Genomic DNA, 14,596 nt, shown 5'->3' with positions numbered 1-14,596 from the left:
AAATAGCCTTTTGCGTGCAATAGGCAATGCCGATGGCAATACCGTATATTTTCCGGGTCCGGGATCAAAATCTTGGTTTACCTTTATCCGGTTTATCAAAACAACACTATGTCAGTACACTCTGAGATCAAACGGGTTACCACGCACACGCTGCAATGGATGAAGCAGAATGGCGAGAAAATCAGCATGCTTACCGCCTATGATTTTTCTATGGCCAGCATCCTCGATGCGTCCGGAATTGACGTGCTGCTGGTAGGCGACTCGGCCTCCAATGTAATGGCGGGCAACAGTACCACCCTGCCCATCACCCTGGACCATATGATCTACCATGCGCAAAGCGTAATGAAAGGTATACAGCGCTGTCTCGTGATCGTGGACCTTCCTTTCGGAAGCTACCAGGGTAACAGCAAAAAAGCACTGGAATCGGCCATCCGCGTGATGAAGGAAACAGGTGCACATGCGATCAAGCTCGAAGGAGGTAAAGATGAATGCGAATCCATCGCGCGCATCGTGAGCGCGGGTGTACCGGTAATGGGACATCTCGGACTCACGCCGCAATCCATCAATAAATTCGGCACTTATGCCGTCCGCGCAAAGGAAGATGAGGAAGCTGAAGCGCTGATAGAAAATGCACATGCCCTGCAGGCCGCAGGTTGCTTTTCGATCGTATTGGAGAAGATTCCCGCCAATCTCGGCAAGCGCGTGGCAGAAGAACTGAAAATACCGATCATCGGTATCGGCGCCGGTATGCATGTGGATGGCCAGGTGCTGGTAATGCATGATATGCTGGGCATCAACAAGAATTTCTCCCCGAAATTCCTGCGTCGGTACCACAACCTGTTTGACGAGATCTCCAATGCCACCAAGGCATACATCTCTGATGTAAAAAGCAATAGCTTCCCGAACGAATCGGAACAATATTAATCCTGAACAACACTGAATACCGATAACAACAGTATGAAAGTATTTATCATCGGCGCCTCCGGACTCGTGGGCACCAATTGTATGCGTCATTTCAAATCCGAAGGATGGGACGTGCTCGGTTCCTATTTTTCTTATGCAACGGATGACACCGTTTTCTACAATACGCTGGAACCGGAACATTCCGAGAATTTCGACATCATCTCCTGGAAACCGGATGTGATCGTGCATTGCGGTGCGATGACCCATGTGGATCAATGCGAGACGGAGCCGGAAGAGAGTTATCAAAAAACGGTACAGAGTACGATCAATGTTATCGCACTGGCCAGACAATGCGCCGCACGTATGGTGTATATTTCCACCGATTACGTGTTCGACGGGAAAGAAGGTCCTTACCGCGAAGATGCACCGGTGAACCCGCTGAGCGTATATGCACGGCATAAGCTGGAAGCGGAGCAAAAAGTATTGAGTGACATACCGGATTCACTGGTATTGCGTGTGACAAATATCTACGGGGATGAGGAGCGCGGTAAAAACTTTATCGCACGCATCATCGCCCAATGCCAGGCGGGCCAGAAGCTCACCCTGAAACTCCCTTACGATCAGTTTGCCTCCCCTACCAATGCATCTGATATTGCCCGTGCCATGTTCGTATTGCTGCGCGACCACAAAAAAGGCGTCTACCATATCGGCAGTACCGACTATATGAACCGGGTGGCTTTGGCGCTGAGAGTCCTCCGCTATTTCCCGGATGCACAATACGACCTGATCCCGCTGAGCACCGAAGAGCTGAAACAACCGGCTGCACGTCCGCTGTACGGTGGATTTGTAACGGCGAAATTCAGCAGTGAATACCCTGATTTCTTTTTTAGTAATGTGGATGATTACCTGCAAAGGCATACATCCTAATCTTGCCGAACGATAATAAAATATGCTGCAATTATATCCGGCCAACGCAAGCGAATCGCTGGAATTTGAGAAGATCAAAACTCTTTTAGCTGAAAAATGCCGCAGCGATGCTGCGAAAGAACGTGTGCGCGCACTGAAGTTCAACTCCAAGATCGACTTCATCGAGCGTGCATTGTTGCAGGCATCCGAGTTCCGCTCTATTCTGCAGACCGGAGATTATTTCCCGAACGACTTTACCCGGAACGTGGAAAAGGAGTTGCAATTGCTTGCAATTGAAGGAGCCACGCTTTCGGGCCAGCAATTGCTGTTCATGAAAGAGCTTGCGCTGAATATCCGCAATATCCTCACCTGGTTTGGAAATCACAAAGGTTTGTTTCCGCAGATAGAAGCCCTGTGCGAGAAAATCACTTACGAAAAGGAAATCGCATCTGTAGTGGAAGCGGTGATCGACGAACAGGGAAATGTCCGCGACAATGCCTCACGCGACCTGATGCATATCCGTACAGAGCTTGCTGCGAAAAGGCAGCAGCTCCGTAAGATGTTTGAAAGCATCCTGCGCAAGCTCGGAAAACAAGGCTATTTGGCTGATATATCCGAAGGATTTCTGAACGGTCGCAGGACGGTAGCCATCCATGCTGAACACAAACGCATCGTAAAAGGTATTCTGCACGGAGAGAGCGACACCTCACGTACGGTATTTATAGAGCCCGAAGAAACCATTGAACTCAACAATGAGGTATTCTCGCTGGAGCGCTCCGAATCGCGGGAGATCCGCCGTATCCTGAACGATACCACCCAAATGCTTTCAGTATACCAGCCGCAGCTGTTTTCGTATTATCAGCTCTGCGGACTGTATGAGTTTATCCGTGCCAAGGGACTGCTGGCCATCGACATGAACGCTTTTATGCCGCGCCTCAGCAATCATCCGACGGTAAACCTAGTAAAAGCCTATCATCCCTTATTGCTGCTGAACAACCTGAAGCAGCAGAAGCCGGTAATACCCACCTACGTAAAGCTTGATCCGGAACAGCGCATCCTGATCATTTCCGGTCCGAATGCAGGCGGTAAAACGGTAACAATGAAGACAGTGGGACTGTTGCAGATGATGCTGCAGGCAGGACTGCTGGTTCCCGCGGACCCCTCTTCCGAGATGGGCATTTTCCGCCAGATCATGATCCACATCGGCGACACGCAGTCGATAGAACACGAATTGAGTACTTACAGCGCGCACCTGCGGGACATGAAATACTTCATGGATTTTGCAAACGGCAAGACGCTGTTTTTTATAGACGAACTCGGAAGTGGTTCCGACCCGAACCTGGGAGGAGCATTTGCCGAGGCTATTGTAGAAGAACTGGCAGCGAAGCATGCTCTGGGTATTATCACCACGCACTACCTGAACCTGAAAGTAATGGCAGGGAAAGTGAAAGGCATTGTGAACGGCGCAATGATGTTCGACGAAGAGAAACTGGAGCCGCTGTACCAGCTGAACATCGGCAAACCGGGCAGCTCCTACACATTTGCCATTGCTCAACGCAGCGGACTCAGTAAAAAACTCATCGACCGCGCACGCCAGCTCACGGAGCGCAACCACTTTAAGCTGGACAAGATGCTGCTGCAAACCGAACAGCAGGCGCAGAAGCTGGGCAATAAAGAAAAGGAATTACAGAAGCTCATTAAGGAAAATGAAGACCTGAAGAAAGAATTCCAGTACCTGAACGACCGTGAACGCCGTCAGCAGGAGCAGGAAGTGCTGAAGCTGCAGAATAAGATCAAGAAGGAGGAGCTGGACTACCTGCGGGAAATGGAACGCAACTTCAAACAGATCATCATCGACTGGAAGAAATCTGAGAACAAGGGAGAGGTAATCAAAAATGCGGAGAACGTGCTGTTTAAGAAGCGGCAGATACAGATGAACCAGAGCGCAGCGAAGAAGGCAGATAAGAGCTTTGAGCTGGTTGGCGGAGACGCGAAGATCGGCGACCTGGTGCGGCATAAAGTGAATCACCAGGTAGGCACGCTTACGGAGATCCGCGAAAAATCGGCGGTCGTGCAGATCGGCAAAATGCCGTTCAATGTGCAGCTGGAAGATTGGGTGGTAGTGCGCAAGCGCACAGAACCGAATGCAAAGAAGAAAAAATAAACTGACTGGCTTCCACGCACCTCAGACTTAAACACTGAGATTGCTTCGGCGCAACTCCCTAATGCACAATGCGCCTCGCAATGACGCGGAAGAATTAGCTATTCGCACTGGCCGTTGTAAAGCCGGATGCGAAAGATCCAAACATAATGCGTCATTGCGAAGCCGGATGAACGAACCGCTGGTACAGCGGGAGAGAAGCGGCTGAAGCAATCCCTTAACCTGACGACATATACTAATTGACAGAACTTAAAAGACGAGCATGAAAAAAGCAGGCTACGTGTACCTTCTTTGCAATAAAAACAGGAGTGTACTATATCTGGGCGTAACATCCAATCTGCCCAAACGCATAGATCAGCACAAAACCAAATATTATCCCAACAGCTTCACGGCAAAATATAATTGCGATCAACTGGTCTATTACCGGATTTTTGAAACAATTACAGAGGCGATTCAAGAAGAAAAAAGGCTTAAAGGTGGCAGCAGGAAACAGAAAATTGATCTGATTAATGAAGCAAATCCGGAATGGGTGGATCTATGGAATGAAATCCAATAAATCAAAACAACCATAAGCTTCATTGATAAAAAATGGGAGATTGCTTCGGCGCGACCCACCCCTAATACCCGATGCGCCTCGCAATGACGCGGAAGAATTAGCTATTTGCACTGGTGGTTAAGAAATTAAACTCAGAGTTGAGAGCTGAGATTGCTTCGGCGCGACCCACCCCTAATACCCGGCGCCTCGCAATGACGCGGAAGAATTAGCTATTCGCACTAGAAATTGAACTCAGAGTTGAAACTGAGATTGCTTCGGAGCAACTCCCTAATGCACAATGCGCCTCACAATGACGCGGAAGAATTAGCTATTTGCACTGGTGGTTAAGAAATCAAACTCAGAGTTGAAAACGGAGATTGCTTCAGCGCGCCCCACCCAATGCCCGATGCGCTTCGCAATGACGCGGAAGAATTAGCTATTCGCACTAGAAATTGAACTCAGAGTTGAAACGGAGATTGCTTCGGCGCAGCCCCTTAATGCACAATGCGCCCCGCAATGACGCGGAAGAATTAGCTATTCGCACTAGAAATTGAACTCAGAGTTGAAACTGAGATTGCTTCGGAGCAACTCCCTAATGCACAATGCGCCTCTCAATGACGCGGAAGAATTAGCTATTTGCACTGGTGGTTAAGAAATCAAACTCAGAGTTGAGAGTTGAGAGCTGAGATTGCTTCAGCGCGCCCCACCCAATGCCCGATGCGCTTCGCAATTACGTGCAGAGAGAGTTATTCGCACTGATGTTTAAGAAATTAAACTCAGAGTTAAACTGAGATTGCTTCGGCGCGTCACCTATAAAGCCGATGCGCTTTGCAATGACACAATAAGCTCAGCCATCCGCACTGGCCACTGTAAAGCCCCCCCTGCGAAAGATCCAAACATAACGCGTCATTGCGAAGCCGGATGAACGAACCGCTGGTACAGCGGGAGAGAAGCGGCTGAAGCAATCCATCGACCTGATCGAAGGGATATGATCACAGACGCACGCGTTGCGCAATAGCAAGTGCACACTTACTCCCCAAACAACAGATCGCATAAACGTCTCGTGAATCCGCTATCGTAAATACGCCTGTTAAACTCGCGCACCCATCGGATCTTACGGATACCATTGCTCAGGAAGATTTCGTCCGCATACAGCAGATCCATATCCGTTGCAGGTTGTTCGGAAAGCGGGATACCGTGTTCCTGCAGTCGGTCTATGATCAGTTTGCGGATCGTCCCGGCCAGGCAGCCTTCACTCAGCGGTGGCGTAAACACACACCCGTCTTTGATCCAGAACAGGTTGGCAATCGCGCTCTCCACCAGGTTGCCTGCAGCGTTCCGCAACAACACATCATCAGCAACACCAGCCTCTACAGCCGCCCGCGCAGGCAGGAAGTGGCGGTTGTGACTGATCTTAAAATTAGCTGTAGCATCGTTATCCCGTACGAAATCGTCCAGTACTGCCAGCCGGATGCCAGCGGACAACCATTGTGTCATAGATACAGCGAGCGGAAACACTTCTATGATCCATTGCGGCTCAAACGGAGCCGTCTCCGAATCCGTGTATATCTGTACCCTGATGCGGCACAGGTCTGCCAGACCGCAGGCTGCGATGGTCGCAAGCATCTGGTCATAAAGGTAATTTTCAGAAAACGCCGCCGGTACGGAGAACCCTAACACCTTCAGACCTTCCCGCATTCGCTGCCAATGCAGGGATGCATATTCTATACTTCCGTTACGACAGAGATACGTCTCATATAATCCGTAACGCAGGCGAAACGCATCCACCGAAGCAGAGGGTGCGGCAGCAGCCGGTGTTATCCTTCCGTTCCAATTTGAAAACATTTTATCCTGCATTAGACGCCGCGGCTTATTTTTGCACAAAATAGAGATTTTTATGCGTTTGGAACAACCGGTTTCCGTTGCCTGGGTAGCAGATTTTATTGGAGCAAAGCTGATCGGAAATGAAGAGCAGCTGTGCACCGGCATCAATGAGATCCATAAGGTGACACCGGGAGACATTTCGTTCGTAGACTTTGAAAAGTATTACAACAAATGCCTGTATTCCCCCGCAACCGTTATCATCATCAATAAGGAAGTCGACTGCCCTCCCGGCAAAACGCTGCTTGTAACGGATGATCCGTTCTCGGCTTATGTGAAACTCGTAAAACATTTCCGTCCGTTTGAGCCGGCAAACAAGATGATCAGCGACTCTGCCACCATCGGCGAAGGCACGCATCTGCAGCCGGGTGTGTTTGTGGGCAATCATGTGAAGATCGGCCGTAACTGCCTGATCCATCCGAACGTAACGATCTATGATTATACCGAAATCGGGGATAACGCGATCATCCATTCAGGAACGGTATTGGGCGCGGATGCATTCTACTTCAAACGCCGTAAAGAACGGGATATACAGTACGACAAACTTGAAAGCTGCGGCCGCGTGCTGATCGGGAACTCCGTGGAAATAGGCGCCGGATGTACTATTGACAAGGGCGTAAGCGGAGACACAATCATCGGCGACGGTACCAAGCTTGATAATCATATCCACATAGGCCATGGTGCTGTAATAGGCCGCAATTGCCTGTTTGCCGCGCAGGTAGGCATCGGTGGCAAAGCTATCATAGAAGACGAAGTGATCCTTTGGGGCCAGGTGGGCGTAAGCAAGGACCTTGTTATCGGTAAAGGGGCTGTGGTAAATGCCCAGAGTGGCGTTGCATCCAGTATAGAGGGCGGTCAGGCCTATTTCGGCAGTCCGGTGGCTCCCGCCAAAGAAAAAATGAAGGAACTGTTCTGGGTGAAGCAGATACCCGAAATTTGGAACCGCATCAATAAGGCATCCGAATAGGTCTAGCGCTCATTCGGATTTTTCTTACCGGCTTCGAGCATTTCTATCATTTTCGATATCCTCGCAATGCGCGTCTCTTCACGTTTGGCACTGCTTACCCAAAGCACATATTCTTTGCGATGGCTGTACGCGAGTGCGTGATATTGTTTCAGCAAAGCAGGATGCCTGTTTAGCTCCTGCTCAAGATCATCGGGTAAACGCACTATTTTTTTATCTGTATCGACGTAGGGAGAAGCTGCGGTATCTGCCTTTCGTCGTTGAGTGGTAAGCGCGCCTGCTTTTTCTGTTTTTCGCAGCGAGAATGCGCTCCATTGCTCATCCAGCGCAATGAGGTTCAACCATTGTGCCGGCAATCCCTCCAGTATTTCCCAGCCCTGATCCCTGCTGAGGTCGGTCTGTATGCCCGAACTTTTCTTCGGGAAAGCAATCCAGAGTATTCCTTCGGAAGCAAGAGCAGCAAATACTTTGCCGATCTGCTGTTCCAGCGTACGACGATCCGTTACGAAAAAGATGATCCAGGGCTTAGCTTTCCCCGAAAGCGCTGTATGCAGTGTTCCGTACGTTGCGAGTTCACGTGCAAGCGGTTCCGGCGCATTCAGACTGATGAGCTCGTTACCTTCTTTTATTTTCAGCTTTTTCGCAAGTGACATAGATTGGTTTTATTTCGTATCCGAACCAAACCCGGCAATCAGGGAAGCAAGGAGTGCGACCGGTACTTTCTCTATAGGATGCGGTGTCTGTGGTAATACATACAGACTGCTGCCGGGGATACTATTGCGTATGGCCAGTGTTTCGTCCAGCGACACCATCGTATCCGAATCGCCTACCCCCATCAAAACCCTGTTCCCCAGAGCCGCTACCGAAGAGGCAGCTAAAAGCGGTTCGTCACCTAATTGCACCATCATTTCCCGGGTACGCGCGAGCAGTTCTCTCCAGGTTTCGCCATGTCGCTGTTGTAAAGCAGCTGCGAAGTGCGGCACTTTTTCCTCCAGCTTTTCCGGCACAATCATTCCGGACTCTTTGACTGCCGCTTCGGGCGTCCAGGCAAATTTGGTTGCCAGCGTAATCACATTACCGAGCAATGCCGGTTTTTCCCGTGCCAGCCACAATGCCACATAGCCACCCATACTGTAGCCAAAGATATCCGGCTGATCCAGATTGTGTTGCAGGATATACTGAAATACCTCTGCAGCAAATTGCTGTATCCCGAATTGCGTCGCGAATGGCTCTTTACCATGACCGGAAAAATTCAGGCTATGAACCTTATATCCTTTTTGCTCCAGCTCCAGCGACAAAGGCGCAAGCTGGTCTGCTGCGCCGATGGCGCCATGCAGTAAAATAATCTGTTTCATATACGGTCGGTATAAAAAACCCCGGACTAAAACAGTCCGAGGAATTTTTTTCTTTTAGGTTTTACGATCTCCACCTTATACATGCGGATATCTTTATTGGGCCGGTCGGCGCTGTTGCGTGGCTCTGCCGATATTTTCTCCACCACATCCATTCCTTCGATCACTTCCCCGAAGACAGTATAACCTCCGTCCAGGTGTGGTGTTCCGCCGATGGCCTTATATGCCTGACGGTGCGATGCGGGCATTTTTTTACCGGTACGCGCTTCAAAATTATTCAGCTCATCATCGGTATATTTTTTACCGGTAACGATGTAGAACTGGCATCCGGATGAAGCCTTTGCCGGGTTATTGTCGCGGGCCATGCCTACTGCTCCGTATTTATGGAAAGCAGAATCGTTGATCTCTGCATCCACGAGGTATCCGGCTTCACCGTTACCGAGCATATCACCCGGCTTTGCATGTTTTGAGTTGGGATCTCCACCCTGGATCACGAATTGAGGGATTACGCGATGGAATAAAGTACTGTCGAGAAAATGCTCCTTCGCGAGTTTGATCATGTTATCCCGATGCTTCGGTGTCTCGTCGTAAAGTTCCATCACAATACGTCCGTAATCTGTGGTGATGGCGACTTTAGTACGTTGTGCCCAGGCCGAAACAAGCATCATGGCTGCTGAGAGCGTTAAAACTAATTTCTTCGTCATATCGCTTATGTTTTGAATCAGGTATATAAGGCCGGCAATTTAATACTAATCCGACAAATTATATAACAGTACGGGGCAGAAAAAACTTAGCGGTCCACCCAGGCTCCGTTGTCCTTCAGCAACTGTATCAGCTCATCTACAGCAATCTCGCTCGGTACATTTTTTTTCACCACTTCTTTGTTGCGATACAATGTGATCTTCCCTACCCCGCTGCCCACGTATCCGAAATCGGCATCCGCCATTTCACCGGGTCCGTTTACAATACACCCCATGATTGCGATCTTCACGCCTTTCAGATGGTGCGTCGCTTCGCGGATTTTAGCCGTGGTTTCCTGTAAGTCGAACAGGGTACGGCCGCAGCTCGGACAGGAGATATATTCCGTCTTACTGATACGCGTACGTGTTGCCTGCAGTATGGAGAATGCAGTATTGTTGGTAAACTGACTGATGTCTTTTACAGGCAGATACGTCCGGCCCTGCGTACGGATATTATCCATCGTTGCATCAGCTGTATAGCCCAGGCAGATACCATCGCCGAATCCGTCCAGCAGCAGCGCTCCGGTATCCGTAGCAAGTTTTACCAGATGCTCATCCGGCGTATGCCCGTTACTGTCGGCGATAAGGATCACAGGACATGGAATATTCAGGCGCATGAGTTCCATAACCATGCGACGCATACTCTGCATCGCATTTTCATTGGTACTGCTCAGGCATAAAACCACGGTAGTATCTTCAGCCACTCTTTTCAGTTGCGCTTCATCGAATCCGGCTTCACTGTAGCAATCGAGCATTACAAAATTCAGTTCTGTACTGCGGGCGACCGAATCGTATTCTTTCAGATCAAAGATCGGAACCACTTTTTGTTTATCAGCCGCATCAGTGTACGCATCTGCATAAACAATCACACGCAGTGTGCCGGGTAAAGCAAATGCGGGCATACTGCGTCCGGTAAAAATATAATCGGCAGCCTGATCGGCAATATTCCACTTATCGCTGGCTTCGTCATAATGATAGCCTACGCTTTCGAGTGTATGTGGTGTGATGGTGCCTGTTTTGCTCAGATCGGCGATCACTACAGGTACCTGCGTCCCTCCGATATTCCGGACCGGCACAGATTTCCTGCGTCGGTAATTAAACGGATCATACGGCAGACTGCTGATTTCCGGAACATATGTAGAAACCACGGCCGGCTTTTCATACTTGCGCACAATGTCCTGACAAACGGGAATTTCAAACTCCGGATCTTCGGTAAGCGAAACGCGGATCGTATCTCCGATACCATCTTCCAGCAAAGTACCAATACCCACTGCGCTTTTTATACGACCATCCTCGCCGTCCCCGGCTTCGGTAACACCCAGATGCAACGGATAGCATTCGCCGAATTCCTCGTCCATCTTCTGAACGAGCAAACGGTAAGCCTGCACCATTACCTGGGGGTTGCTGCTTTTCATACTCAGGACGATCTGGTGATAATTTTCGTCCCGTGCGATCCGCAGGAATTCCAGCGCACTCTCCACCATTCCTACCGGGGAATCGCCGTAACGGCTCATGATCCGGTCACTAAGCGAACCATGGTTCGTGCCGATGCGCATAGCGGTACCATGCTGCTTACACAAATGCACCAGCGGTAAGAAACGATCGCGGATGCGTTCTATTTCCGCCTGGTATTCCGCATCGGTATAATTAATAAAGTCAAATTTCTTTTTATCAACGTAGTTGCCCGGATTCACGCGCACTTTCTCCACGATACCGGCTGCTATTTCCGCAGCATTGGGCGTGAAATGAATATCGGCAACCAAGGGTGTATTGAAACCGGCCGCACGTACCGCCTTTTTGATCTCGAGCAGATTTTCCGCTTCTTTTTTGCTGGGAGCGGTGATCCGCACCAGTTCTGCGCCGGCCTCGATGCAGCGGATGGTCTGCGCAACAGTTGCCGCGGTATCCATTGTATCGGTGGTGGTCATGGTCTGAATGCGCACCGGATGTCCGTTACCGAGCAGGAGTTCGCCGATGCGTACTTCGCGGGTCAGTAATCGGGAGTATCGGGTCAGCGAGGGGCTGTAGTATTGAAGCATATATCTGGGAATACGGAACTCAAAGTTACAGATTACAGCGGCTGCTCCATTCAGGCAGCAGGCGCTGTTTCCGTAAATTTTTTATAAAGATCAGGCTTGTGCGAACAGGGCTTTCGCAAGCAGGTCGGCAATATGGATGGTTTGCAGCGGATATTGCTGCTTATCGATATAGGCCTGCAGATGCATCATACAGCTGACATCTGTGGAAACGATATAGCGTGCACCCGTTTCGAGCGCACTTTCTGCCTTTGTCTGCGCCATCCCTACCGAAATCGGTTCAAATTTCACGGCGAAAGTACCTCCGAAGCCGCAACAGGTTTGCGCCTCCTGCATCTCCACCAGCTCCAGCCCTCTGACCATCGACAGCAGGCGGCGGGGGCCTTCCTTGATACCACATTCGCGTAGTGCGCCGCAGGCATCATGGTAGGTTACACGTGCAGCAAGAGCAGCATCCAGGCTTTCCACCTTCAACACATCCGTGAGAAATTCGGTGAATTCATACAGGTAGCCCTTTACTTTTTTACATTGTTTCTGTTCGGCGCTGTCCGCAAACATCTCGTCGAATGAACTGCGCACATAGCCGGTACAGGAACCGCTTGGTGCGACAATGTAAAAGTCCTGATCGAAATCGTGCAGGAATTTGCGTGCAACGTTCTTTGCTTCGTCTGTATAGCCCGCATTGTAAGCAGGCTGGCCGCAGCAGGTTTGTCTGGCATTGTAATGTACCACACAACCAAGGTGTTCTAAGATGCGCACCATATTCATACCCGTTTCGGGGTACAACTGGTCGACAAAACAGGGAATAAACAACTGAACCTGGATCATCCTGACAATTTAGAGAGAACGGTTAAAGTGTATCATTTTCAACGCCGCGATAGCTGCTTCTTCGCCTTTATGACCATGTATGCCACCCAGACGCTCCCATGCCTGCTGTTCGGTATCCAGCGTCAGCACGCCGAAGATAACGGGGATATTCAGGCTGGTATTGAGCAGGGTGATTCCTTCCGTAACAGCTTTACATACATATTCAAAATGAGGCGTACCACCGCGGATCACCGCGCCAAAAGCAATAATCGCTTCGGGACACTCTTCGCGGCCTGCTTTCGTTTCGTATACCTGACGGCAGGCAAACGGAATTTCAAATGCTCCCGGTACACAATACTCTCCTACACAAATGGCGTGCGCCTGTTTGAGTATGCGATGACAGCCTGCGAGCTGTTCCCGGATGATCGCATCATTCCATTCCGTATATACAATAGCGACTTTCGCTTCTTTCATTTGAGCCACCTGCTCAAGGGACAGCAATGTGCTGCTTTCAGACGATAATGCCATTTCAGTTGCGGTTTACAAAAAATCCCCTCCGTATTTCTCGAAAGGGATCTTAAGGTTATTATTTTTTTTACAGGTAATCTGACTAATCCAGCACTCCGAGCTGCGCGAGCGCTTTTTCCACATCGCGGCCTGAAGGGCTGCGCGGATACTCATCGCGGATACGTTTATACGCTTTGATCGCTTCATCCGTCTGATTGCTTTTTTCGTACGCAATCGCAAGACGCTGCAGGTACATAGGTGTGAATACATCGTCGTCCGCATCAGCAGTAGCTGTCTTGTATTGATCGATAGCTTTCTTCGTATCGTTAGACTCCATGTAGATATCGCCGAGCAGTCCTGCTTTCGGATGTTCGAAGATTGTTCCGTGTGCATCAAAATCCTGCAGGTGTTTCAGTGCAGATTTGCTGTCGCCCATTTTCATGTAGCAGGAAGCGGCATAATAATGTGCCAGGTTTGCATTTGCAGAACCGTCGAATTGCTTGATGATACGGAGGAAACCGGGGTTTGCCGCATCACCGTTCAGCGCGAGGTTCAGAGAATCCATTGCATAATATTGTTCCGCACGCATCATTTTCAACGCGGCTTTCTCTTCTTTAGGACCGGCTACAAGATATTTATAAGCGAAGAAACCGCCTACGGCCAGAACGATAACAGCCAGGGCCGTATTGATGGATTTCTTTTTCTCTTCGTACAGAACGGAGAACTTTTCCATAGCCGACAGGCCTTCAGTTGATTGCATTGTTGACATTCGGTGTTGTTTGTTAAGTTTTAGAAGTGATGTGTGGTTTATTAGTCGGTAATATACGGGTACGTATCATCCACGTAAATATCCTTGTACAGTTCGGAGGCATCCGGCCAGGGGCTTTCCTCTGCGAATTTCACACAGTCGTCCACTTCCTGCTGTACTTTATTATTGATTGCATCGATTTCTGTTTCCGAAGCCCATCCGTTTTTGTGGATCACTTTCAGCACTTCAACGATCGGATCTTTCTCCTTATACGTTTCCAGCTCTTCTTTGGTACGGTATTTAGCCGGATCACTCATTGAGTGACCGCGGAAACGGTAAGTTTTGATCTCGAGGAAGGTAGGTCCGCCACCTTCACGCGCACGGCGAACGGCACGCTCGATGCCTTTGTGTACCTCTTCGCAGCTCATACCGTCCACGCTGTCGCCAGGCATATCGAAACCATCCGCAAGACGGTAGATATCCGGAACTTTAGAAGTACGCTCTACGGAAGTACCCATTGCATAACCATTGTTCTCACAAATGAAAACAACCGGTAATTGCCACAATACAGCCATATTAAAGCTCTCGTGCAGCAAGCCCTGGCGTGCAGCACCGTCACCGAAATAACAAAGTGTTACACTGTCGCTTCCTTTATATTGCTCGGCAAACGCGATACCTGCACCGAGACCGATTTGTCCGCCTACGATACCATGACCACCGAAGAATCGCTTTTCTTTTGAGAAGAAGTGCATGGAACCGCCCTTGCCTTTCGTGCAACCGGTGGCTTTACCGTATAATTCGGCCATACATTCGTTGGCGCTCATACCTTTAGCCAGCGCAATAGCGTGATCCCGGTAAGCGGTGATGATATTATCGCGATCGGTAATGGCAGACATCGTACCTGCCGCAACCGCTTCCTGACCTATATAGAGATGGCAAAATCCACGAATCTTCTGCATACCGTATAGCTGACCCGCTTTTTCTTCAAAGCGGCGCATCAACAGCATGCTCTCATACCAGTACAGGTATGTCTCCTTATTGAATTGAGTCTGCACA

General features: G+C 49.6%; 14 protein-coding genes. 5 read left to right on the top strand and 9 right to left on the bottom strand.

Going from position 1 to position 14,596, the window contains the following annotated elements; genetic code table 11:
• Nucleotides 1-108 precede the first annotated feature (108 nt).
• The 4 genes from panB (at nucleotide 109) to ABD846_RS14510 (ending at nucleotide 4,526) form a co-directional block, all read left to right on the top strand.
• The gene (gene panB / locus ABD846_RS14525) at nucleotides 109-924 is read left to right on the top strand and encodes a 3-methyl-2-oxobutanoate hydroxymethyltransferase (protein WP_344828636.1); all 816 of its coding nucleotides are present in this window, start codon (nucleotides 109-111) and stop codon (nucleotides 922-924) included.
• Between the two features lie 33 nt (nucleotides 925-957).
• Nucleotides 958-1,830, top strand: coding sequence for an SDR family oxidoreductase (locus tag ABD846_RS14520; RefSeq protein WP_344828634.1), 873 nt, complete (start codon nucleotides 958-960; stop codon nucleotides 1,828-1,830).
• A gap of 25 nt (nucleotides 1,831-1,855) precedes the next feature.
• Entirely contained in the window at nucleotides 1,856-3,973 is a 2,118-nt protein-coding gene (locus tag ABD846_RS14515; protein ID WP_425568054.1) for an endonuclease MutS2, read from the top strand.
• A gap of 259 nt (nucleotides 3,974-4,232) precedes the next feature.
• A complete protein-coding gene (locus ABD846_RS14510; RefSeq protein WP_344828628.1) occupies nucleotides 4,233-4,526 on the top strand; it encodes a GIY-YIG nuclease family protein in 294 nt (97 codons plus the stop codon).
• Nucleotides 4,527-5,534: 1,008 nt separating this feature from the next.
• Here the strand turns inward: ABD846_RS14510 and ABD846_RS14505 are convergent.
• Nucleotides 5,535-6,350 (bottom strand): aminotransferase class IV, encoded by an 816-nt coding sequence (locus ABD846_RS14505; protein WP_344828625.1) that lies wholly within the window; start codon nucleotides 6,348-6,350, stop codon nucleotides 5,535-5,537.
• Nucleotides 6,351-6,402: 52 nt separating this feature from the next.
• Here ABD846_RS14505 and ABD846_RS14500 point away from each other — a divergent pair, with 52 nt between their 5' ends.
• Nucleotides 6,403-7,353 carry a UDP-3-O-(3-hydroxymyristoyl)glucosamine N-acyltransferase gene (locus tag ABD846_RS14500; RefSeq protein WP_344828622.1) on the top strand — a complete coding sequence of 317 codons (951 nt, stop codon included), beginning with the start codon at nucleotides 6,403-6,405 and terminating at the stop codon, nucleotides 7,351-7,353.
• A 2-nt stretch (nucleotides 7,354-7,355) separates the two neighbouring features.
• On the opposite strand, the gene ABD846_RS14495 is transcribed toward ABD846_RS14500, so the two are convergent.
• From ABD846_RS14495 to pdhA, 8 genes are all read right to left on the bottom strand, one after another.
• The gene (locus ABD846_RS14495; protein ID WP_344828619.1) at nucleotides 7,356-8,003 is read right to left on the bottom strand and encodes a YdeI/OmpD-associated family protein; all 648 of its coding nucleotides are present in this window, start codon (nucleotides 8,001-8,003) and stop codon (nucleotides 7,356-7,358) included.
• Nucleotides 8,004-8,012: 9 nt separating this feature from the next.
• Nucleotides 8,013-8,705, bottom strand: coding sequence for an alpha/beta fold hydrolase (locus tag ABD846_RS14490; RefSeq protein WP_344828616.1), 693 nt, complete (start codon nucleotides 8,703-8,705; stop codon nucleotides 8,013-8,015).
• 26 nt (nucleotides 8,706-8,731) lie between these two features.
• Nucleotides 8,732-9,406 carry a peptidylprolyl isomerase gene (locus ABD846_RS14485; RefSeq protein WP_344828611.1) on the bottom strand — a complete coding sequence of 225 codons (675 nt, stop codon included), beginning with the start codon at nucleotides 9,404-9,406 and terminating at the stop codon, nucleotides 8,732-8,734.
• A gap of 86 nt (nucleotides 9,407-9,492) precedes the next feature.
• The gene (gene ispG / locus ABD846_RS14480) at nucleotides 9,493-11,481 is read right to left on the bottom strand and encodes a (E)-4-hydroxy-3-methylbut-2-enyl-diphosphate synthase (protein ID WP_344828608.1); all 1,989 of its coding nucleotides are present in this window, start codon (nucleotides 11,479-11,481) and stop codon (nucleotides 9,493-9,495) included.
• A gap of 90 nt (nucleotides 11,482-11,571) precedes the next feature.
• A complete protein-coding gene (locus ABD846_RS14475; RefSeq protein WP_344828605.1) occupies nucleotides 11,572-12,306 on the bottom strand; it encodes a (Fe-S)-binding protein in 735 nt (244 codons plus the stop codon).
• Nucleotides 12,307-12,315: 9 nt separating this feature from the next.
• The gene (ribH, locus tag ABD846_RS14470) at nucleotides 12,316-12,813 is read right to left on the bottom strand and encodes a 6,7-dimethyl-8-ribityllumazine synthase (protein WP_344828602.1); all 498 of its coding nucleotides are present in this window, start codon (nucleotides 12,811-12,813) and stop codon (nucleotides 12,316-12,318) included.
• Nucleotides 12,814-12,895: 82 nt separating this feature from the next.
• Complete coding sequence (locus ABD846_RS14465) at nucleotides 12,896-13,561, bottom strand: tetratricopeptide repeat protein (protein ID WP_344828599.1); 666 nt, start codon at nucleotides 13,559-13,561, stop codon at nucleotides 12,896-12,898.
• Between the two features lie 41 nt (nucleotides 13,562-13,602).
• Entirely contained in the window at nucleotides 13,603-14,595 is a 993-nt protein-coding gene (gene pdhA, locus ABD846_RS14460; RefSeq protein ID WP_344828596.1) for a pyruvate dehydrogenase (acetyl-transferring) E1 component subunit alpha, read from the bottom strand.
• Nucleotide 14,596 lies beyond the last annotated feature (1 nt).

The organism is Rurimicrobium arvi (assembly GCF_039540495.1).
Lineage (GTDB): Bacteria > Bacteroidota > Bacteroidia > Chitinophagales > Chitinophagaceae > Rurimicrobium > Rurimicrobium arvi.
This window is presented reverse-complemented; position numbering and strand designations above follow the sequence as displayed.